Source organism: Marinobacter sp. NP-4(2019), assembly GCF_003994855.1.
Taxonomy (GTDB): Bacteria; Pseudomonadota; Gammaproteobacteria; order Pseudomonadales; family Oleiphilaceae; genus Marinobacter.
The window spans coordinates 2,532,576-2,554,116 of record NZ_CP034142.1; the positions used below are offsets into that span (position 1 = coordinate 2,532,576).

Genomic DNA, 21,541 nt, shown 5'->3' on the forward strand with positions numbered 1-21,541 from the left:
CACAAAAACTAGCCTTCACCTTTGAATATGGCCGGTATATGCCATGCTTGTATGAGGTGGATTCAAACCAGTCACATCAAATCGATTTGTCGCAGAGGGTGCTGTCATGGTGAAACCCAACACGGTAGTACTTCTGTCTATAGCTGGCTCCATGATTGCGGGTTGTGCAACCCGGGTACCGGTTGATATTGAAGACCTTCCTCCCACTGCCGCAGGTAGTGCCTCAGAACATATCATCGATAGAGATGACATTGGCTTCTATACAACAGGCAACTGGAATATATCCACAGCCATTCAAGGTTTCGAGGGACAGGACTACCTCATCTCAGATCCCGGAACAGGTGAGAATGTCGCCACCTGGAATCTAAACATTATCAGGACCTTTGATGTATACGCAAAGTGGACATCAACGTCACGCAGGGGTTCCAACGTTAAGTTTATCGTTCACCATCTTGATAGTAACAACAACCTCGTGACCGAGACTGTGACCGTTGATCAAAGAGAAAATGGTGGGCAGTGGTTCAAGCTCGGCACCTATCGCATGTCAACGCTCACAGGGCGTGTAACCGTCAGCAACGATGCTGATGGATGGGTTGTTGCTGATGCGATTCTGTTCCAGGAAACTGGCGTAACAGAGCCAGAGGAAGAACCAACGACAACAGACGATACAGACGGCGATGGCATTCCCGACGAATGGGAAATCCAATATGGACTGGATCCGAACGACCCGTCAGATGCCGAACTGGATGCGGATGGCGACGGGCTTTCCAACAAGGATGAATACCTCTTACTGACCGATCCCACCAACCCGGATACGGATGGTGATTATATTCCTGATGGATTCGAAGTGGCGTACGGTCTGGATCCGACACTTGATGATGGAGCATCGGACTCCGACGGAGACGGCCTTACCAACTATCAGGAATACCTGGCTGACACAGATCCGAATGACAGCAACAGCGTATTGCCAGCTAACTCAGTACTGCTGACCTGGGAGGCGCCCACGCAAAGAACCGATGGGAGCACTCTCGAAGAAGGTGAGATTGCACAATACGAACTCGCCTACGGCCAGACCTCCACTTCAGAAGAACGCATCATTGATAATAGCTCCACAGCATTCAGCTCCTATGGCGGCGGGCGCACCTCCACAGGGTATGGCGGGTACATCGGCGATAATTACTTCATCATGGACCCGGGATCAGGTGAAGTAACCGCCCAATGGCAGGTTTATGAACTCTCACCGCAAACATCCTACAACCTGTCGGCTCACTGGGTATCAAGTGACCTGCGAGCCTCGAACGCAACCTATCGCTATACCTATATTGACAGTAACGGACAACAAGTCACGGGAACCGCTACCGTTGATCAGCGGAGCGATGGGGGAACCTGGCAGCCTTTGGGCTCCTTTGTAACCAGCGATACCTCGCTTGTTGTCGAAATCAATAATGATGCTGACGGTTACGTGGTTGCAGATGCGATCAAACTGGATGGAGCCGGTGGTGATGAACAAACCGTTTTCGTGGAACCAACACCCTATAATAGTTATGTGATCCATGACCTCGCACCTGGAGAATGGCAATTCAGGATAAGAGCCATAGACACGGATGGCCTGGAAGGGGAATATTCTGAAATTGGCGTAAGAACAATCGAATAGGCAGAAATCGATTTACCTGTGGATACCCAGTTCGCTGAATATATTGGCTATAAGGGCAATGTCAGCAGCTTTCACGTCCTCATGACAGGGAAGGGTCAGGAGTCTCGAGGCGAAATCGTCAGCACAGGGAAAGTGCTCCTCCTTCAGTAACTCATCAACACCTTCAATGCGTGGAAGGGTATTATTGTAAAAGGCAGTGGCTCCTATACCTGACCGGTTAAGCGAACGCAGAGCCTGATTACGTAGTTCATTATCCGGCGCCAATACGGCGTACCTTAGTCTCGGCGTTTCCGAATCCGGGTCACCACAAGCACGACCACTTTCCCGCTTCCCCAGAAGTTTCCAACCGAATGTCTCAATGAATCTCAGCTCCCTATCATACAGCCTATGAATCAAGGGCCGTCCATGAAAATAACGAATCCCTGACGACACCAGCTCTGCTGGAAGCTCAAGCCTGGAAATCATCTTGAGCTTACGGAACCGGGTTTCTCCAATTCCCAGTAAGGGTATTTTTTCCAGAAAATAGTATGGGAATCGGGCCATCAGAAGATTAAAAACAGACCTTTTAAGCATCCATGTGAACCCTGTTACAAGATCCGACAACGGATAGCGATCAACAACCGCAAGGGAGCGATCAGCAAGCTCCCGGCGGATGAAAACCGCCCCTCCCCCCATAAGATTGATTGGCTTGCCACGACCAAAGCTCAATACGACCAGGTCGGCCAGGGGCTTGTCCGAGCTGACCGGCGGGAAGCGTTGAGCGGAATCCTCAATGAGAAACAGGTTCTTATCGCGACAAATCTGTGACAACACGTCCAAGCGCTCAGGGATACCCAGAAAATCCACTCCCACCACCGCCACCGTTTCTGTGGTGATAACATCCCGGACCCGAGCTTCATTCATGTACGGAGATTCAGGCAGAAGGTCCACCAAAACCGGCTTTCCTCCTTGTGCGATAATGGCTGAAACGAGGTCGGGGCACCCATAAGCGGGAATAATCACCTCGGGTTCCCGCACTTCGGGTTTATGAGCAATCGCAATGGCAACAGCTATTGAAAGTGCCTCAGTGCCTGAGCCTGTGAACTCCGTCCGGTAATGGTCATTCCAGCTCAAACCAAGTCCGGAAGATGCATCGGGGCGTGGTACCCGACTACCGACAGGCCTCAATTTACCAAGCATTGACAGATACCCGTGTTTCGATCAGCGCTGGGATGGCGTCCATACAGTCATCCTCCGGCCCGACAGAAAACTTACCATGGCATGTACAGTCGCAATGTTGACCTGAACAAAAAAGTAAGGAATTTTTACAGCAGGATGGCCCCGTAAGGGAGGGTATACATAACCGGCAAACACCATGCCGTAGAACGCCAATTGCGCAACGAGAGCCAGGAAATAGATGCCCCCCTTGCCCGCCAGTAATAACGAAGTAACCAGCAAAACGATCTGAAACCAGGGCGCAGCCCACCGCATGAGCTTATGCCCGAATACCTGAAACGCAAACGCACCAAAACGCAACGGGTTCAAAACCTCCGGGTGCCTGCTCACTGCGGTTATTCCTCTAATAATGGTTCTGACCTTCCTGTGAAATTCTCTCGAGGCATCCGCTACATCCTGATAATACCCGAGCACATCCGGCGCGGTAACGGCTACTAACCCCTCCCTGGCGCTGTTCAAAGCCGTATTGAAGTCACTCGGCGAATAGATATCCCAATGATTTAAACAAATATCTCTTCGGGCAGCGAAGAAAGAGCCGCTGAGTCCGACTATCCCTGAACGTGCGGACTCCAGCCTGCGCAGCCACATCTCGTAACGCACGTAGGCTCCTTCACCCACGACACCACCATCACGGCTGACAAACCGGTCCTCACTGGAGACAGCACCAACCGCCGGATCGGCAAAATAGCGCACCAGCTTGCGAATAGCATCTTCCGGAATAGCCGTGGCTACATCAGAAAATACGAGAATTTCTCCGGAAGACCTCAGGATTGCCTGATGCTGGGCGTGTTCCTTGCCTTTCCGTTCTTCTGCACGGGCAAGAAGAACATTGTGGTCCCGATACTCGCCAACAATAGAATCTGTGGCATCCGTGGAACAGTCGGAAGCGACCAGAATCTCCAGATCCGGATAGTCTAACCTCAGACAATTCTCGATTTTTTCCCGAATGCGCCCCTCTTCGTTATGTGCCGTTACAATGAGGGAAACTGTTGGCCAGTCACCATTTTTTACCGGATCGGGCAAGCTTGCCTGTTTCCGCTTGGGCAGGAGCATTAATACAAGGGGATAGATCAGATAACTGAATACGGATCCCAGCAGGGACAACCAGAAGAGAAATACCAGCATAGGTCTCCATCCATGTGAACCGGCATTAATGACAATTCCGCTTGTGACTGGCAAAATTGCTCTGTTAACAGACTATACATGGACAGTACAGCCAAAACCATTGGCTACGCCCAAGGAGGCACGGAGTTGGCCTATATGCGATCTGGTCTGAAGTTCATTGCGCTGACAGTGTTGGCTCTGATTGGCTGGGTAAAAATCCGGTTCACTGCCCAGCCGACACTGATCATTCTCACTTACCACAGAATATTGCCGAAAGACCATCCGGTGCGCCAGCAGGAACAGCCCGGCATGGTAACAGCCCCAGAAACTCTGCAGTCCCATATTCAGACCATGAAGTCATTGGGCGCCATCCCCATTCATCTGAACGACTGGCTCGACAAACGGGCCGGCGGCGACCAACTTCCCGCACTTTCTTTCGCTCTAACGTTCGATGACGGCTGGAGGGATAACTTCCAGTACGCCTACCCGGTTCTGGCTGCCGAAAATGTCCCTGCTACGATATTCCTGGTTACTCAACTTGTAGACACAAACCAGACATTCTGGCCAGAGCAGGTTATGGCCCTGCTAACGACCAGAGCAATTCCGGACTCCCCTCCCGAATTCCGCTGGCTAATTCCCTTCTTACCCAGTCAAAAAGCAACAGAGAAACCTCTTACCTTAAACGAAGCGGATGAAGTAATAACTAGACTAAAAGCCCTTGATGATCAAACCATCCTTAAACATCTCAATGCCATACAGCCCCAAGAGCGTCAGTCAGAAGAGAAGGCCAATAGCCGTTCTATATTGAACACTCGAGAACTCGTCAACATGGCTGCGGATGGCTTGATCCGTTTCGGGGCACACACTCAACACCATTACCGACTGAATCGAATCGAAGAGACCTCTCTGCTGAAACGCGAAATCGTCGATTGTCTCAATGATCTGAGAGCTCTCGGGAAGGGTGTTGTACCGGTCTTCTGTTATCCCAACGGTGACATAACAAGTGAAGGAGAAAAGCTGGTAGCTGAGCACTACGAGGCAGCCTGCACCACCCATACAGGGTGGAACAAAATGAACCGGGATCCCTTTGGCCTACGTCGTTTCAATTTGCATGACGGAAACAGTTATAGCTACCGCACCCTCCTTGCAACCATAGGCCGCGGCATTCTATGAGCAGTAATGAACCGCCTCCAGTTGTGACCCATATCGTTTCCGGCGACCTCTGGGCAGGGGCAGAGGTGCAGATTTACTACCTTTGCAAGGCCTTGAAAACGTCAGGTGCAGTTCTACCGACCGCCGTGGTGTTTAACGAGGGCATTCTCAGCACCAAGCTCCGGGAAATCGACATGCCTGTAGACATTGCCGATGAAGGTCACCTAACCCCTTTCCAGATAATCCGGACGATCCGAAATCACTGTCGGAAACATCAATCCCGCGTTGTTCATACCCACGGTTTCAAAGAAAACATCCTGGGTATTATTGGCAAGGACCTCGCACGGGTGCCCTACTCCGTTCGTACCATCCACGGCAATCCGGAAACGGCGTTCACCCCCAGACGACCGGTTAAATGGCTCATTCACCACCTGGATATCCTCCTCGGCCGTTTCCGTCAGCAAGCGATCATCGCAGTATCAACCCAACTGGAAGAAAAACTCCACCCCATGTTTCCGGGGAAAGTGCATAAGATTTTCAACTTCATAGATGTCGACGAAGTCCGTAAACAATGGCTTGTGCCTGAAAAGACACCGCAAACCCCGCTTAGAATCGGGATCGTGGGGCGTCTGGTCGCGGTGAAAAGAGTGGACATCTTTTTACGGACCATTGCACTGTTAAATGAGCAAGGCCTTGCCTGCACTGGAGTTATCATCGGCTCCGGCCCCCTGGAAGGCCAGCTTCAACAGTTAGCGGAGGATTTAAACATCTCCGACCATATCGAGTTCACGGGCTTTGTGAACCCCGCACTCCGGGAATTGAGAAAGCTTGATTTACTCTTGATGACGTCAGACCACGAGGGGCTACCGATGACCTTACTCGAGGCGTTGGCACTTGAAATACCGGTAGCTGCTCATCGAGCAGGGGGAATTCCGGAAATTCTCGATCATGGAAACTGCGGATGGCTGGTTGAGGATCAATCTGCCGAAAGCTATGCCTCAATAGCAACTACAATATTAGAGACAGGCGCGGGCAGAAACCGGAAACAGCAGGAAGGATTGGCCCGCGTCCGCGACGTATTCGGAATCCATAAAAACACCCTGAAATACATAGCACTATATAAAAATGACTCAGCCTGATTAAAAAGAGCGTGCACAGTAGGACCGAAGGGATTCCAATCATAGGATCGCACAGTGGCTAAGAGACAAAGGAAAATGCCGAAAATTCTCATGCTTTCAGATATAACGGGGCTGGGACCGGAATACCACGTGGGTGACGAAGCCATGGCTGAAGTTGCTATTGAGCGCCTCGGCAAACGGGTCGGAAAACACAACCTCATACTGGGTTGCGCAGACCCTGCCAAAGTTCCGGAAACCTATGGAATCAAAGCATTCGCGTTCTACCACGTCCCGGATGAGCAGCTCCGCCGTTTACTGTGGAGAAAGCCGTTATCCTATTTCAAAGCACTCTTCACAAACATTTATCAGGTTCTACGCTGTGACAAAATAATCATCTGCGGAGGCGGCAACATGACGAGTGTGTGGCCTGGCGTTCTTGAATCACGCCTGCGGCTACTGAGGATCGCCAACCTCTTCCGGAAAGACGTCTATCTGGTCAGCCAGACGATTGGTCCTTACACTGAAAGTCACCGCAAGAAGGTGGACGAAATACTGCCGAAAGCCAGGTGGATCGGCACGCGGGACATCCATTTCTCCCAAACCCAGGTTAGTGCGCCCGTTCATTTCGCACTGGACGATGCATGCTACCTGGAGAAAAAGCACAATGAAACGACCCGTGACATCTGCTCACGGAACCAGCCTTTCGCCTGCGTTTCGATGAGAAAGTTTGGCGGAATGGACGACCAGGCCGTACTCAGAGTTGCCGGGGTTATTGAGCAGGCCGTTCGGGCGAAGAACCTTAATACAGTATTTATCCCCCACCACGCCCCGGGAGGGATCGCGGGCGACATCAAACTGGCCAATCAGATCCGTCATCTTTGGCAGAATGAGCAGTTTGAACTGGTATCTCCGATTCCGTTAGCCTCAGCATTAAAAGCATTAACGGCTGATAGTCAGCTTGTTGTATCCATGCGCTATCACCAGTTGGTTTTTGCACTGTCTACCGGTGTTCCGGCAGTGGGTGTCTACGTTGATGAGTATACCCAGGCCAAACTACGGGGTTCCTTCGAAGCACTGGGGCTCAAGCCGCTTGTTACCTCCGTCGCAGACATAGCGGCCAACCTGGAACCGTTGGTAGAAGAAGCTCTGAACTCCAGAGCCAATTTTATCGAAGCGGCGAAAAGAATACAGAAAGAGGCAAGGCAGCAGAGCGAACACCCTTACGACCTGCTTGCCGGCAAACCCGAGCAAGCCGGAATACAGCCACACCGGGAAGTAACAGAGGACGCTTGATCGTGACAGGGATGATGGTGTTGTTTCATTGCGAATCCAATCCTGGCTACGCAGCATCGAGCCATGAGCATACGTTCCTTGAAGTGGCGAAGCACTTTACGGGTGATATCAGTAAAGTGCATTACGCCTATGCCAACCTCGACAATGGCATGACCCCGTCCCTACCGGAAAACCTCACGAACGTTCTTCAACTGAGAACGCGATGCTCTGACCCCGATAGACTACGGGACGTCGAGAATTACATCAGGGACAACGAAATCACTCGCCTGCTCGGGTTTGATCAGCCTGTGTCCGCGCCAATGTACCAGGCGCTGAGAAGAGGAGGTGTTAAAACCTTTGTGTCCTATTGGGGGGCCCCCATGAGCTCCGTAAACAACGGGATCAAACTTTTGCTCAAGAAACTGGAGGTCTCCGCCAGGCGATACGGGCCTGACCATTATGTATTTCAATCGGAAGGGATGCGTAACACCGCAGTCAATGGCCGGGGAATACCTTATTCGAGGACATCTGTCGTAAAGACTGGGATTGATACAGAAAAATTCTCACCTGACCCTACCCTGAAGCACTATGCCCACGAGTGCTTCAATATCCCTAAGGAAAGGAGCATTGTCGTTTTCTCTGGCCATATGGAGCGGCGGAAAGGCGTACATGTGATATTACAGGCCGCTAAAGTACTGGTTCAGGACTTGAAACGAACGAATGTGCAGTTCCTGATTCTCGGAAATCGGGACGGAGAGAAAGAAAACTTTTCCGAATTCCTGCAAGACCCTGAGGTGAACAGACACATCACATTCGGCGGTTACCGCAGCGACGTGCCCTCCCTACTGAAAAGTTGTTCTGTCGGTATGATTGCCTCCACCGAATGGGATTCATTCCCCATGTCGTCACTGGAAATGGCTGCCACCGGCCTGCCGATTCTCGTTTCAGACTTACCAGGACTCAATGAAGCCATTTCCTCCGATACCGGACGTACCTTCCCGGTAAATGACTACAGGACTGCGGCACAGACCTTACACCGCCTTCTCGATACCCCCGATCACCTTAAAATGATGGGGGAAAAGGGCCGTGACCGTGTAATCAACTATTATTCACGTACGGCGCAGGCAAAAGGACTGATTAATATTATTGAGGTACTGGAAAATCAAGTGGAGTACTCGCTGTGACCCAGACACAGCAAATGGTAAAACACTCAGCAATATATGCTTTCGGCAACATTTCAAGGCAGTTAGTCGGCTTTATAATGCTGCCAATATATACAAACTACTTAACCCCGGCAGACTACGGAGTTATAGGTCTTTTAGTATTTGTAGTAAGCCTGTTTGAAATAATTTTTGGTGGACATATGTTTCAGGCGGTTCCAAAATTCTACCACCAAGAAGAAGACATAAACCGAAAAAAATCTGTTGTTACAACTGCATTTCTTGTCACATCCTGTTTTAGCGGTTTTTCATGTTTTTTGATGGCATGGTTTTCAACGCCATTATCTAAAATTGTCTTTGGAGATCAAGATTATAGTATATATATAGTAATTTTCTCCGCCCTAATACTCACCCATGCGCTAGAACTGTATTCTCTTACGTATATAAGAATTATCAAAAAACCATGGACATTTTTTAATTTTAACATGGCCAAACTTGCCCTACAACTCGGCCTTAACGTTTATACTATTGTAATACTTGGCTGGGGCTTAATGGGACTAGCGTTAAGTAGTTTAATATCATCCGTATTAATTTCATTAGCCTTAACTACTTACACACTTTATCGAACAGGATTTAGCCCCAAAAAAGATATTTCCATTACCATCCTAAAGTTCAGTTGGCCTTTATGGATTTCCGGATTAATCGGGCTGTATATTGGATCTTCAAACAAGTACTATATAAGAATATTCTCATCTTTGGATGAAGTTGGACTTTATGAGTTAGCAGCCAAGTTTGGCGGCATTGTCATGGTACTTATCTGGAGTCCGTTTTCCCAGTACTGGCAAACAGAGCGATTTGCTATTGCAAAGACCGAAAACCCTTACCCGGCATATTCTCTCGCATTCAGACTAATATCAGCACTACTTATAATATCTGGCATTGGCGTTAACATATTCTCAAGTACAGTTATTATCTTAATGTCAGCCTCGTCATTTCACCCTGCGATTAATGCGATACCGTTTCTTGTTGTGGCATCCATTTTTCAAAGCCTTACTATTTTCAACAACTTCAGTTTTATGTATACCAACAACACCTTGGAAATCACGAAAAATAACGTATTCACGGCAGCATCAATAACTATACTCTATATTAGTCTGATTCCATCTTGGGGGTTTGTTGGAGCGTCAATCTCTTTTGCTGCAGGTTCTATAGCTCAGTATATATACGCTCTTCATTCTGCAAACAAGCTTTATGCTTTAAAAATAAGTCAAACCCCTTTAACAATCGCGCTAGCTATCTTATCAGCAACCACACTGTTAGACGTAATATTAGTACCGCAGCAGGTTACAGCGAGTAGCATTATTTATAAAATATTTATTGCCGCCATTGGATCCATATTAATCACAATCACACTATTCAACAAGTCAGAACTGATCAACTCTAAAGATTACATTATCCCTGTTTTTAAAAAGAACCGTTAGCGACAGCCTAACCTATCTGACTCAAAACAACTTTAACAAAACAAAAAATTAGGATTACTCGAGACTAAAAACAACAACAACCCCCTGCCAAGTTGACTTCCAACGGCACCATTTAAAACACCTCCAAAGTAAAATATAATTTTCCTTAATTATTCACTTTAAAGTCACTCGGTGGATTAGGTCTAGGATTGCTAGTTACACTAGGCTCAGTTGTATACACTTTGAAATCATCAACATAAATCGATGTTGCCTGTGAGAAACCAGAATTTGACCAACCCAGAACATATCCACCATTAATCCAGCCTTGATTGTCAGGCTCCCAGAAGGGCCAATCTAAAGCATGAAACAATTTGTCATTTATCCATACTTCGGCTCTTCCGTCGTTTTTTATCCCATCAGATCCCGCTTTATAATAAATCCTTACTTTGGTCCATTGACCCAATTGAATAGCAAACTCACTAGACGAACCAATAAAGTTACTAGTGTCGGAATCATTCACTGGCCAATTATTAGAGCCGTCCGGCTTCTGAGTGGTAGAAAGAAATCGTCTCATCAACGAGGCCCCTCCACCCTGGACAGCAGACTCAACGGTTAGTAATTGCTTTGGCGCTCCATTATAGTTAAGCTGAAAAAACTTGTTATTAGAGGATCCAGATTGGGAGCGATGATAATAATTATCTGGGTATAATATCCAATACTCTACCCAAATTTCAGGAACCCCGCTATCAAATCGAAATCCAAGTTCACGCCACGAATCTTCTCCATCTGCATTGGGACCGAAAACAAACCTAGCTGAATAACTTCCTGTTTTGGCATAAGAACTGGAGACAGAAACATTCGACGAACTCCATCTTAAACTACCCTCACCTTTCTTTGATGAAGTAGAGAAATCACCCGACTCAAAACTGTCTTCAAACCATGGCGCCCCCAACTCTTGAGCATTGATAGACAGACTGAAGCCAAACAAAGCAAATAATAATATGATTGCATATTTCATATTGGTCACCACATTAATTTTCCAGTATGTTGATGAAACCATTTAGTCTATTGTTTTATGTCCTCCTTCAATTTAAAAATGCTGGGCTTTAACGCTTGGTTAGCCCATGGAAACAAGTAATCCTCCCAACCAAATGTTTTAGAAAAACTATTTATTATCGGGACACCTCCTAAAATATCAATTATTCTTTGCCTTAACACAGACCTCCATATATCGATAATTTTTCTAGACAAGTAGAACCTATAAATCTTAATTGGATTCGAAGAGTAATAATCCAAAAACTTTTCATACTCTTTCATTAAATGGCGAGCAACAGGAAAGAGTAACAATTCATCTACCGTCGTTGCACTCTTCTTCTGACCAAAATAGTCGCGAGGAACACCCTCCGACTCAACTATTCGTCGAGGTATTGGCCTGTCGTAGTCACCACCCACAGACCAAGGAGTCATTTCCCCATCCTCACTGATCCGTTTGATATCCTTGAGGTGCCGAATACCCCAAAATGGCACGGGACAGTGTATGACTCCTTCGACCAACCGGTGCTCACAAAAGCCCACTCCAGTAGAGTCTTTCCTTTTCAGATAATCATCAGATGTTGAGCTTCCCCTCGACCAGACCATATCCCCATTAAAGCCGGTAAACATTAATGATGGCCCACGAGGATAGCGAAAGACAGAAAAATTCATATCCTGAAGACTACCATTAGCGGCCCAATACCAGAGTTCATCCTTGATATTCTTCCGAGTATTCGTGTACTCTTCACATTCCAGACCCAATAAATCACTGATAAGTGCACCTGAGTCTTGCCTTGGAATAAGACTTCTGGCTGACTTGATCGTGACTGCTTTCCGGGCCCCGGCTGTACGTGCCAATATTGAAGCAACAGGACTATCATAGCCTCGTGATACGGTGCTCATGATGGTTATTGGATTCTTGCGAGAGGGATCCTTGGCGTTACGACCAATCCCTTCCGCCGTCTCGTTCAAGAATTGTGAATAGCTATCGAAATCGGTGAATCCACGGATATGCTCCGGTTTGGAAGCGGCCACCAACCCTGCATCATTCAGTACAAGGTTCTCGAAATAGTGAATCTCCAGGCTTCCCCGGGTTACAGGAAAATCTTTCCTATAGCTTCGACCTTTAACGATAGTTTCGACTGCTTGCGCGTACCCATTGTGCTCACAGACAAGATCAACATTCGCAATGCCAAGCAGACAAGGTAATGAGTTGGAGACTGTCACCGACTCCCCATCTTTGTGACACCACAACCGATCAACGGTCGAGCACGAACTTACGAAACAAACATCACTGCCTCTGACTCGCAGCCCGCTACCGTAGAATAGCTCTGATTCATCAAAATCTATGTTATCAAAGGCACCTGGCCAGACTCCTTCAACGAGGTAATTCTCACCAGTTTCAACAAGATCCCCGCACCAGACCGACAAAGTGCCTGATTCTTTTGAATTTTTGTTAGCAACCCATGCTAAAGAAGGAAAACTTCCATGCGATGAACGCTTAATGCTGAGCTTCATAGGCGAAAACTTCCTTTGTCGTTACACAACCTCTTACCACTCAAGGTTAGCTCAAAAATTAGACAAAATGAATTAATAGCCCTCCTCTTCTATCCAGCAGTGTTCACCAAGTATCCTGCCTTCTGCGACATTAACTATTTCATATAACCAATTGTAATGGTTTGGTTTTATCCTATCCTTTCATCGCTAAACTGTGACAAGTTAACTAAAACGACAGTAAAAGAATAAAAAAAATAATATTATTACAAAAAGGAATCTAGATTTCAGAATAGAGAAACCAGGACATTCTGGTGAAAGCGAAACTCATATTATGGGAGCGTCACCAACAATATGATTCAAAGTGATTGCCTTGGACACCATATCGAACAGGGGATACATATTTGTTGTCTTATCAGCATTGATTGTCTCTTCGATCTTTCTAAGATCCCAGAGCGATTGTCCCAACAACGGAGATAATTTCTCTATAAAATTTCCATTCACCACATCCTTGAAGTTATTCCATCCAAAACTTCTGTTCCCGTATCTTGCATGACATCTGTATAACGAACTCATATGTGGGTTGTTCTCAATAACTTTCCTGACTGCACGAGAGCCTTCCTGAATCAGTAAGGGACGATCGGCGTTCACTAGCGTCGCCGCCATGGGGTAGCGTAAAAGCTGTGGGCTCAGTTTATTTATTATTTTCTTGTTAATTTTATTATGAGCCCTGTCACCAAACGATATCGAGGATATATTATGTATAAGATCTTTATTTGTAAAAATGTTCCTGTACTTAGACCTACTGGAAGAGTTTGTTAGTTGTAGATTGATATATTGTCCACCGCGATGCTCTGTATAAAACCTCTCAAACATTTCTTGAGCATTTTCCATTCCTTGTTCTCGATAATATTCAAATTCTCGTAGCAATCTACGATTAGATTCTTCAATTAAGTTCTTGGAACGCAGCACCTCTAACAATTCTTTATTTAAGAACCAAAAAACACCATAGCTTTTCATTTTTAAATGGTTTAGTACAACGCTTGAATGACCTAACCCAAGAAATTTATCAAATACTCCCCCCAACCCCAAGGTATGCATAAGAAGCGAGGCATACTTCCCCCCTCCTTTAAGAGCATTAAGCGTACCATAATGACCACCAAGGACCTCTCCAAAGGTGCCAGCGGTCATTATCAGATTATTTTCACGGGCATATAAGCCCGCTGCAGACCAATGGGTGAACATTGCCGAATCATTTTCAAACAGATATCTTGAGAAAAGATCGACGTTGAAATCAATATCCGATATCGACTGTTCTTTTAACGGTAACTGACAAAAAGAGGCGATATCTTTGACAATCTGTATCTCTCTACTATTCAGATTTCCATGTGTAAATAGTGTTGGCTCTTTTCTCTTCAGGATCGAAAGTACCAATCGAGAGTCCCACCCACCAGACATCATAATTTGGGTATTATCGAATCCTTCTGCCTCTTCGCGTAAAATATCAATAAGGTCGTCTAATTTAGGTTTGCCCGTTGTATTACCAGAGACCCAGAAATTCTTCAGATCATGCCTGCCTATAGATAAAGCATCATTACCAAAGCTAATCTTAAGATAGGAGTTTGCTCTCAGTCGACTGACCCCCTTATATAATGAGTAGCCACCAAAAACATAACCAAAACTAAGGAACTGATAAAATGATGGCCAGTCAACTTGCTTGCTGCAGGATAAACTTCGTATAGAGCTAGAAACAGCGGGTGATGGACATGATTCTGTTTCGGAATAGTAAACAGGGAATGAGCCATAACAGTCATTAAACAAATAAGCAGCACTAGTACTTCTATCAATAGCAATCAGAACTCCGCGGTTCCCCCATAACTCCTGAAAGTATCCAGAATCAAGCAAACAGGCTACACGTTCAAAATTCGGAGCTGCATTGAATTCTCCATACCAGAGGAATATCCAGCCATGAAGCTCGACACGACTAACAAGCAATTCATCATAATAGACTGACCAAGCGGTACCTATAGAAACCTCCTTTACAGGAACATCTAGGTTGTCAATATACTTTTGGGATTGACCAGATAAATCTATTGAGAAAAAAGCCATACTGTTTGTCCCTATCGGTTGCCTTTGCAGCAATATTATAAGCTTGTCTCAAAATATTGCCTTTTCTTCATATCGATAGCGAACCGGTCAACGAATATAATGGAAAAATTCACATCTTCGCCGAAGTATTTTTGTAACTGCTCATTAATTTCTTTCAGATACCGATTGTTATCATTTCCCTCTATTAAAATTTCTACTTCTCCTTTATTTTGTTGAATAGCTTTATAGTTTAGGAAAATATCCTTCTCCAGTGCCAGATTCTTGAAGACATAGTAGAATGTAAGAGCCGGAAACTTACTGGTTACGCCTTGAACATTCGCGCCCTTCCTACCGCAGATATCTTTTATTAAAGGATGCTTTCTTCCACATTTACATGAATCATCACTTAAAGTAACCATATCGCCCAAACGATATCGAATAATTGGAAACGAATACGAACACAGGTTAGTTACCAATAATCCACCATTTTCTGCTTCTTCAAGAACAACATTTTCTATATTTACGTGGATCCCTCCATAGGGACACTCAAATGCAATTAATCCTGACTCAGCAGCGCCATATTCACTAATGATCCTACCACCAAAGGCTCTGACCGTCTCCTCATGATAAACATCCAATATCATCTCAGACGTTCCCTTTACCATCTTCAGAGGTATCGGGCCTAGGTCGAGTTCATTTACACATTTGGCGACTTCATAAACCATTGACGAATACCCAGAGATAAATGAAGCATCTAATAATTTATGGCAAAACTTTCTTATCTCTGAATTTGAATAATTAAATAGTCGAAATCTGTTCTGTATATAATCCAGGATTTTAACTTTAGCTGTTTGGAGAGAGTTGGTGTTGTATCCCCATAGATAGCCGTTTCTATCCCAAGGCTTGACACCATACCAGTCATATGACCGCATCATTGCAGCGCGGTTTAATGAGTCCCACCGCTCATTTCTATAAAATGCCAAAGCTTCTCCTGAGGTACCCGACGTCTCGGCGAGTCGAACCTTCTCAGCTATACCAGAGGTATGGATCCTAGAGTTTTCAACAATTAAAGTTGCCTTGTCCAACTCCGGCAAAAAATTCAGATCAGATAACTTTGAGAACTGGCGGGTATTGAAACCTGCATCTTCGAACACTTTCTTATAATAAGGGGAGTTACATTGTGCGAATTCCAACAGTTTTACTGTATTCTCAAGCTGGATCTTGTCGAGCTCTTGCCGGGACAACCATTCCGTGGATTTAAGATATTCATACTGCTGAAACAGGCTCGGATTTCTTGACCTCGCGCCTGCTTCAAACAGTTTCCGTGCTAACGTCGACTCCATCGATGCTATCCTCCTTGAATTTAATCCTATTTGATCAGCCCCGAAATTGCCTGGGAATACCCCTTTCCTATCCTATCGTAACTATAAAGCCTCCTTATAAGCTCGGGGCCAGCCTTCCTTAGCCTCGTTTGCTGTTCAGGGTGATCAATCAAATATCTGATCTGGTCAACATAATCCTGAGGATTCTTCGCGTAAAGCACGTTTTCACCATCTCTTACCCTGATGCCCTTACATGAGAATGGATCCGCAATGATGCACGAACCTGTGGCTAGCGCATCCAGGATTTTCAATTTAGTACCGCCTCCGGTCCTAATCGGACATACATAGAACTGGGATCGCCATAAGTACTCCCTTACGTCATCTACAAAGCCGTGCACAAAGACTCTTTCGTCAACCTCCGCTAACTTCAACATTTCACTAGTTGGCCCTCGACCAATGATGTCCACTGTAGTTCCAGGAATCTGCGTCCTTATCAGGGGCCATATGTCACGGATGAAATATTCAACCGCTTCCCGGTTTGGGTACCACGAAAGGCCTCCAACAATGACAATGCTTCCATCCAAAATTTTTACGGACGGATTCGGATAAAAATAGGAGACATCAACACCGTTTGGAACAGAAATGAAATTGTCAATACCGATTATTTTTTCCATTGATTTGGAATCATCATCAGAGCACGTCAAGTTCAGGTTGACTTTTTGACAGTACTCAATTTCACTATTTAGTAGCCTATAAGACTCCAGCCTGTAGTACAGACTTTTAATCCAATGATGTTCACTTATTGCCCTTGACCTTAACATTTGAGATTCAAAGTTGTGGTGATTAAGTACCAAAGGTAGGTCTTTAAAGATATCTGAAAATATGCATAAGCTGATAGTGTCCAGATGAACTGCATCAAAAGACGTTTCGGAAACCAGGTCTTTGATCAGTTTGTATGAGGACTTGGATTGAAGCCATACCATATTATACGCCTGTGCACTCAGCAAAGCCTTTAAAGCTACAACGTAACGACCTCCAGGAATCAAATTCTCCGGAATTTCGCATACATGAATCGAATCAACGAATTGGAGCAACTCCTTCTTAGCAACTTCTATAGGGTCTTCAGAATCCGGAAGACTAGACTTCAAAAAACCATCCTGATTAAATGCGACCAAGGTAATATTGTGATACTTTCCCACTTCCCTAATCATATTGAAAGAGCGCTGTAATACTCCACCCTTGGGAGGGTAAGGAATCAGATGCGATAGCCAAAGTATCTTCATAACTTTAGTTTCTTTCGCTTAGGTTTAATATTGAAACTATTATTCATAGCGACAATTAATGCCAGGTGAATCCACAGAAACGGGTAATACGTTACGGTGACGAATTGTCCCGCAACGATGAAACCAATAAGCGAAAGATTTGCACACTTCCCAATCATGCTCTGATTCTGCTCACATCCTTCAGCCTTGAAACTTCGTGCAATATTAAAAGCCAAAATCAATAAAGCAAGAAAAATAGATAAACCTACAAAACCAGTATCAGTGCCTACCTGAATAAATATATTGTGGGGAAGCTCCGCCCGTCCAAGTATTACATCATGCGGGAAATATTTTTCATAATATGGAGCAAAGTTAAAATAACCAACCCCTAAAAACGGGTTGTTCTCAATCATTTTGATCCCATTTTCCATATACAGTATCCGCTGGCGAGAGGTGCCATCTTCGCCAATTGTTTCAAAACGGTTCTTTTGTTCCTCTGGAAGAAAACTCCAAATCAAAAATAATGACACCCCGACTGAAATTATGACTTTTGGCTTTAACAAATACCGATAGTTCATAACCAGGATCTGCAAGGCAAGTGCAAGTTGTGCACCTCGGGAACTTGCCCCAAGGATCACCATAATGGCTGTTATAGGCATCAACATCAGAACCAGATACCATTTTCTATTGACATATGGCTTTAGCGAATGTGCAAATGCCCAGGCTATAGGCCAGAAAACCAACATTTGAATCGATAGTTCGCCAGAATTCTGGAAAAAGCCTGGTGGCCCCATTAGCCCCCAGTCGGTGAACGAAAATCCTCGTTGGGCCCAGTACATAGAAAGTGAAAGCGATAGCTTAAACGACGACAAAAGAAATATAGATAAAAATATAAAGAATCTTTTTCTTGTATTCACTATATTTATTATTAGAAAATATATAATCACCCACAAATAATACTTTTCCAGGTTTTTGTAAGATATTTCCGGAAAGTACGCAAAAAAGCTGGACGACAAAATAACAAAAAGAAAAGCAATCAATAGCACATTGACAGATGATGAAACCCATCGGACGGACTTGTCCGAAAAACATCCAAGTATAGATCCAATTAATACAATTTGTGTCCAAGGCAAAAAATCTATCGCCGGATAAATTAACTGAGGCCTTACATACTCAAAAAACAGGTAGGCACATATCATCCAAAAGGCGAAGCTCTCACCTTTAAAGTATTGCCAGATTGAGGACAGCTTTAAAGAGTATAAGTCTTCTTCACTGATAGACTTTTTCTTTCTAACCACAAATCCCCCGCACTGCCTCCATAACCTTACTCTCACAATGAGTGAAAAACTCATCGCAACAATTAAACGGGTCATGAATATATGGGTTTGCACTTCGACAGTAGCTACCAGCAAGCACGACTGGATAGTCCCGACTTACTTTTTCCTGAAATGAAGCAATGTGGGATGGTTCCATAACAACAATGAAGTCAGTCTTCCGGAACTCGAAGGCACGGACATTCACAGTCTTATGACTATCGAGAGTCAGCCCCTGCGCTTCCGCAAACCTTTTTGCACGAGGATCCGCAGGAAAACCATCACCACAATTCAAACCGCAGGAAGCGGCCTGTTTACCGAGACTACGAGCGTACACCTCTGCCAGAGGGCTACGGCAAATATTGCCATTGCAAACGAAAACCAGCCGCTGAAAGCTCTCCGGCAGCGTATTGGAAAACCGCTTATAGACTCCCATCTGCGCCAAAAACGAGTGGCCGAGAAATCGGACAAATCCATTTTTTGACCCAAACCGCTCATATACCAACCGGTTCAATGCATAATCTCCCTATTACTGGCAGTGTCCATCCCGATCGTTTTCGGGTTATCTGTCATGCCACGAGCCTCTCATCTGAGTGAGTGGTCACGTTCCTGAGGCAGTCTTCCTTTATCCTCAGGCAATCCCCTTCAGTGATTCTAGATCACTGCGATAGAATTTACTCCGGTTATGCACGATAATCGAGTGACCATTGTTAAAGTTGCGACAGGCGCAGGACGTTGCCACCCATGGAACCCAGAATTCTGGTGCTGGACGGAAACCAGCGTGCATCACTGGCCGCAGTAAGATCTCTCGGATCCAAAGGTCTATGGGTAGCGGTTGGCGAGAGTTCAACAACGTCTCTGGCCGGTTCTTCACGGTTCTGCAGCGCCACCCTTGCCTATCCCGATCCCTTCAGTTCTCCCAGGCTGTTCTTTGACGAGCTCCTGCGGCAGATTCTTGAGCTTCGTATTTCGTTTCTCCTTCCTGTCACGGAAGCCACCACTTACGTGCTCTTGCGGTATCGTGATGAACTGCCTGAAAAGGTAGTACTCCCTTTTCCCGATAACCAGGCTGTCGAGCAGCTGGCGAACAAAAATGAACTTTTCAAGCTTGCACAGAAGCTGGGAATCGCCGTACCAAAGACCCTATTCTGCCACTCCGTTGATGACGGATTAAGGGTACTGGATCGTATTGACCGCTATCCGCTGGTATTGAAGCCCTACAAATCTAAAATCTTGCAGCAGGATTCCATTCTGTCAACGCAGGTGTCAGTAGCCAGATCCAGGAAACAAGCAAAGGCTGTTCTGGAAAAGCACCCGTACTTTGATTTCCCATTCACCCTACAATCGTTCATAGAGGGCAGTGGCCAAGGTATCTTTGCCCTGTTTGATCATGGCGAGCCCGTGTGTTACTTCGCCCACAAGAGGCTCAGGGAAAAACCACCCGATGGTGGTGTGAGCGTATTGAGCGAATCAGCTCCAGTGAATCAACAGCTCAAGGACGCTGCTGACAAGCTTCTCCAGCATGTAAGGTGGCATGGTGTGGCCATGGTCGAGTTTCGGGTGTCCTCGGATGGTACAGGCTACCTGATGGAGGTGAATCCAAGGTTCTGGGGATCGTTACAGCTGGCTATAGATTCCGGTATCGATTTTCCCTGGTGGCTTTACCTGGTCAGTACCGGGGAATCCATCCCTCAGGCCGACTGGCAGCATCGCCGAATGCGCTGGCTGCTGGGTGATCTCGACAGGCTTTACCTGGTATTGAAGGCACCAGCCTCTACCTACTCATTAACTGAGAAATTGACGGAAATCCTACGCTTTCTCAAGCCCAGCCTGCGAACACGGCATGAGGTCAATCGCTGGCATGACCTTCGACCGTTCTGGTTTGAGTTAAAGCAATACATACTTGCGCTGAGGCGTTGAAGCCCGCTCAACGGGCAGGGAAAGAATTGACTGCCAGTGGGGAATGATGGGCTCTCCAATCATTCAGTGCTTCGAAGCGATTGACGATCTGCAGGAATTTGGCCGTGTCTTCCGGTACGGAAAATCGTGAAAGTTCGTACTGGCTCTGCCCGCGCCTGACATAATTCGACACGGTATTGAACGCCATTTTGAACCCGGCTTTTTTGAGTTCTTCTATATCTACGCTGTCGTAGTCAGACAGGCGTCCCGTTGGGTAGGCAAATACATCCGGAAGGTAGCCCAGTTCACTCTTGGCTCGGCTGAGGGATGTATTGATTTCGTGATGCTTCGCTTGTGTAGAAAGCGTTGAAAGAATCCGGTGTGAACAGGTATGAGGGTAAACACCGTGCCCCCTGGCCCGCAAAGACCTCGCATCGTCCCAGGACATCGGCCGGTACTCTTGCGGTATATCAGCAGGAAACTCAACGTCCAGCTTTTGGTACAGTTCGGCCCTGAGCCAGTCATAGATATACTCCTGGCGCTCAGCTTTCAGGGCATTCCTGAGCCCCCGGGCTGACTGCCTCAATGTGCCAGCCATCAGGTTAACGGAATACATCTCACCGGAAGGAAGCTGGATATCCGCGTTTGGGATACTTGCATGGTGCAATGCGTAGTTGATCTGGTCATCCCAAGGCCATAGCTCCCGATCCAGCAAACCGGTGATAACAAAGAAATTCAGCGGGAAACCAAAGTCGTCGAATATGCTGGCAGCCACATCGTGATGATCATAGAACCCATCATCGATAGTAAACATAACGGACTTCGACGGAATCTCATCCCCTTCCTCCAGTATTCGCCAGAGATCCTCCATCGAGAGGACTTGGTAATTCCGGCTGACGAGGTATTCCAAGTACGTACGCAAGGTATCCGCGGGCAGTGCGCCTGGGAGGTCGGGTTGGCCCTCCATGACCCTGTGGAGCATAAAAACAGGCAAAC

General features: G+C 46.2%; 17 protein-coding genes. 7 read left to right on the forward strand and 10 right to left on the reverse strand.

The window, feature by feature from the left end:
* The first annotated feature begins 106 nt into the window (after positions 1 to 106).
* Positions 107 to 1,654 carry a hypothetical protein gene (locus EHN06_RS11465; RefSeq protein WP_127332706.1) on the forward strand — a complete coding sequence of 516 codons (1,548 nt, stop codon included), beginning with the start codon at positions 107 to 109 and terminating at the stop codon, positions 1,652 to 1,654.
* 12 nt (positions 1,655 to 1,666) lie between these two features.
* Here the strand turns inward: EHN06_RS11465 and EHN06_RS11470 are convergent, their stop codons facing one another.
* Positions 1,667 to 2,767, reverse strand: coding sequence for a DegT/DnrJ/EryC1/StrS family aminotransferase (locus tag EHN06_RS11470; protein WP_164735608.1), 1,101 nt, complete (start codon positions 2,765 to 2,767; stop codon positions 1,667 to 1,669).
* Positions 2,768 to 2,854: 87 nt separating this feature from the next.
* Positions 2,855 to 3,994 carry a glycosyltransferase family 2 protein gene (locus EHN06_RS11475; protein ID WP_127332708.1) on the reverse strand — a complete coding sequence of 380 codons (1,140 nt, stop codon included), beginning with the start codon at positions 3,992 to 3,994 and terminating at the stop codon, positions 2,855 to 2,857.
* Between the two features lie 78 nt (positions 3,995 to 4,072).
* Between EHN06_RS11475 and EHN06_RS11480 the strand changes: the two genes are divergently transcribed.
* The 5 genes from EHN06_RS11480 to EHN06_RS11500 all read left to right on the forward strand — a co-directional run bounded on the left by EHN06_RS11480 (position 4,073) and on the right by EHN06_RS11500 (position 10,156).
* The gene (locus EHN06_RS11480; RefSeq protein WP_228257284.1) at positions 4,073 to 5,146 is read left to right on the forward strand and encodes a polysaccharide deacetylase family protein; all 1,074 of its coding nucleotides are present in this window, start codon (positions 4,073 to 4,075) and stop codon (positions 5,144 to 5,146) included.
* The gene (locus tag EHN06_RS11485; protein WP_127332709.1) at positions 5,143 to 6,264 is read left to right on the forward strand and encodes a glycosyltransferase; all 1,122 of its coding nucleotides are present in this window, start codon (positions 5,143 to 5,145) and stop codon (positions 6,262 to 6,264) included. The genes EHN06_RS11480 and EHN06_RS11485 overlap by 4 nt, the downstream gene beginning before the upstream one ends.
* A gap of 75 nt (positions 6,265 to 6,339) precedes the next feature.
* Complete coding sequence (locus EHN06_RS11490; RefSeq protein ID WP_127332710.1) at positions 6,340 to 7,536, forward strand: polysaccharide pyruvyl transferase family protein; 1,197 nt, start codon at positions 6,340 to 6,342, stop codon at positions 7,534 to 7,536.
* 11 nt (positions 7,537 to 7,547) lie between these two features.
* Complete coding sequence (locus EHN06_RS11495; RefSeq protein ID WP_228257484.1) at positions 7,548 to 8,699, forward strand: glycosyltransferase family 4 protein; 1,152 nt, start codon at positions 7,548 to 7,550, stop codon at positions 8,697 to 8,699.
* Positions 8,696 to 10,156 carry a lipopolysaccharide biosynthesis protein gene (locus EHN06_RS11500; protein ID WP_127332712.1) on the forward strand — a complete coding sequence of 487 codons (1,461 nt, stop codon included), beginning with the start codon at positions 8,696 to 8,698 and terminating at the stop codon, positions 10,154 to 10,156. Before EHN06_RS11495 ends, EHN06_RS11500 begins: the two co-directional genes overlap by 4 nt.
* A gap of 145 nt (positions 10,157 to 10,301) precedes the next feature.
* Here EHN06_RS11500 and EHN06_RS11505 read toward each other — a convergent pair whose 3' ends face one another.
* The 7 genes from EHN06_RS11505 to EHN06_RS21770 form a co-directional block, all read right to left on the reverse strand.
* The gene (locus EHN06_RS11505) at positions 10,302 to 11,153 is read right to left on the reverse strand and encodes a hypothetical protein (protein WP_127332713.1); all 852 of its coding nucleotides are present in this window, start codon (positions 11,151 to 11,153) and stop codon (positions 10,302 to 10,304) included.
* 47 nt (positions 11,154 to 11,200) lie between these two features.
* The gene (locus EHN06_RS11510) at positions 11,201 to 12,685 is read right to left on the reverse strand and encodes a hypothetical protein (RefSeq protein WP_127332714.1); all 1,485 of its coding nucleotides are present in this window, start codon (positions 12,683 to 12,685) and stop codon (positions 11,201 to 11,203) included.
* Positions 12,686 to 12,988: 303 nt separating this feature from the next.
* On the reverse strand, positions 12,989 to 14,770 hold the full coding sequence (locus tag EHN06_RS11515) for a hypothetical protein (RefSeq protein ID WP_127332715.1): 1,782 nt from the start codon (positions 14,768 to 14,770) through the stop codon (positions 12,989 to 12,991).
* A gap of 35 nt (positions 14,771 to 14,805) precedes the next feature.
* Positions 14,806 to 16,092 carry a phenylacetate--CoA ligase family protein gene (locus tag EHN06_RS11520; protein ID WP_127332716.1) on the reverse strand — a complete coding sequence of 429 codons (1,287 nt, stop codon included), beginning with the start codon at positions 16,090 to 16,092 and terminating at the stop codon, positions 14,806 to 14,808.
* Positions 16,093 to 16,118: 26 nt separating this feature from the next.
* The gene (locus tag EHN06_RS11525) at positions 16,119 to 17,354 is read right to left on the reverse strand and encodes a glycosyltransferase family 4 protein (protein WP_127332717.1); all 1,236 of its coding nucleotides are present in this window, start codon (positions 17,352 to 17,354) and stop codon (positions 16,119 to 16,121) included.
* Positions 17,351 to 18,706 (reverse strand): O-antigen ligase family protein, encoded by a 1,356-nt coding sequence (locus EHN06_RS11530; protein WP_127332718.1) that lies wholly within the window; start codon positions 18,704 to 18,706, stop codon positions 17,351 to 17,353. Before EHN06_RS11530 ends, EHN06_RS11525 begins: the two co-directional genes overlap by 4 nt.
* Positions 18,624 to 18,983 carry a hypothetical protein gene (locus EHN06_RS21770; protein ID WP_416332557.1) on the reverse strand — a complete coding sequence of 120 codons (360 nt, stop codon included), beginning with the start codon at positions 18,981 to 18,983 and terminating at the stop codon, positions 18,624 to 18,626. Before EHN06_RS21770 ends, EHN06_RS11530 begins: the two co-directional genes overlap by 83 nt.
* 407 nt (positions 18,984 to 19,390) lie before the next feature.
* On the opposite strand from EHN06_RS21770, the gene EHN06_RS11540 reads away from it, so the two are divergent.
* Positions 19,391 to 20,566 (forward strand): ATP-grasp domain-containing protein, encoded by a 1,176-nt coding sequence (locus EHN06_RS11540; RefSeq protein WP_127332720.1) that lies wholly within the window; start codon positions 19,391 to 19,393, stop codon positions 20,564 to 20,566.
* A 7-nt stretch (positions 20,567 to 20,573) separates the two neighbouring features.
* Here EHN06_RS11540 and EHN06_RS11545 read toward each other — a convergent pair whose 3' ends face one another.
* The gene (locus EHN06_RS11545; protein WP_164735610.1) at positions 20,574 to 21,416 is read right to left on the reverse strand and encodes a polysaccharide deacetylase family protein; all 843 of its coding nucleotides are present in this window, start codon (positions 21,414 to 21,416) and stop codon (positions 20,574 to 20,576) included.
* Positions 21,417 to 21,541: the final 125 nt, after the last annotated feature.

Excerpts from the sequence above, each read along its gene's own strand:
- EHN06_RS11530 (WP_127332718.1), bottom strand. The coding sequence starts at position 18,706 with ATGACCCGTTTAATTGTTGCGATGAGTTTTTCACTCATTGTGAGAGTA.
- EHN06_RS11515 (WP_127332715.1), bottom strand. The coding sequence starts at position 14,770 with ATGGCTTTTTTCTCAATAGATTTATCTGGTCAATCCCAAAAGTATATT.
- EHN06_RS11495 (WP_228257484.1), top strand. The coding sequence starts at position 7,548 with ATGATGGTGTTGTTTCATTGCGAATCCAATCCTGGCTACGCAGCATCG.
- EHN06_RS11520 (WP_127332716.1), bottom strand. The coding sequence starts at position 16,092 with ATGGAGTCGACGTTAGCACGGAAACTGTTTGAAGCAGGCGCGAGGTCA.
- EHN06_RS11490 (WP_127332710.1), top strand. The coding sequence starts at position 6,340 with ATGCCGAAAATTCTCATGCTTTCAGATATAACGGGGCTGGGACCGGAA.
- EHN06_RS11485 (WP_127332709.1), top strand. The coding sequence starts at position 5,143 with ATGAGCAGTAATGAACCGCCTCCAGTTGTGACCCATATCGTTTCCGGC.
- EHN06_RS11540 (WP_127332720.1), top strand. The coding sequence starts at position 19,391 with ATGGAACCCAGAATTCTGGTGCTGGACGGAAACCAGCGTGCATCACTG.
- EHN06_RS11525 (WP_127332717.1), bottom strand. The coding sequence starts at position 17,354 with ATGAAGATACTTTGGCTATCGCATCTGATTCCTTACCCTCCCAAGGGT.
- EHN06_RS11480 (WP_228257284.1), top strand. The coding sequence starts at position 4,073 with ATGGACAGTACAGCCAAAACCATTGGCTACGCCCAAGGAGGCACGGAG.
- EHN06_RS11505 (WP_127332713.1), bottom strand. The coding sequence starts at position 11,153 with ATGAAATATGCAATCATATTATTATTTGCTTTGTTTGGCTTCAGTCTG.
- EHN06_RS11475 (WP_127332708.1), bottom strand. The coding sequence starts at position 3,994 with ATGCTGGTATTTCTCTTCTGGTTGTCCCTGCTGGGATCCGTATTCAGT.
- EHN06_RS11465 (WP_127332706.1), top strand. The coding sequence starts at position 107 with ATGGTGAAACCCAACACGGTAGTACTTCTGTCTATAGCTGGCTCCATG.
- EHN06_RS11510 (WP_127332714.1), bottom strand. The coding sequence starts at position 12,685 with ATGAAGCTCAGCATTAAGCGTTCATCGCATGGAAGTTTTCCTTCTTTA.
- EHN06_RS11545 (WP_164735610.1), bottom strand. The coding sequence starts at position 21,416 with ATGGAGGATCTCTGGCGAATACTGGAGGAAGGGGATGAGATTCCGTCG.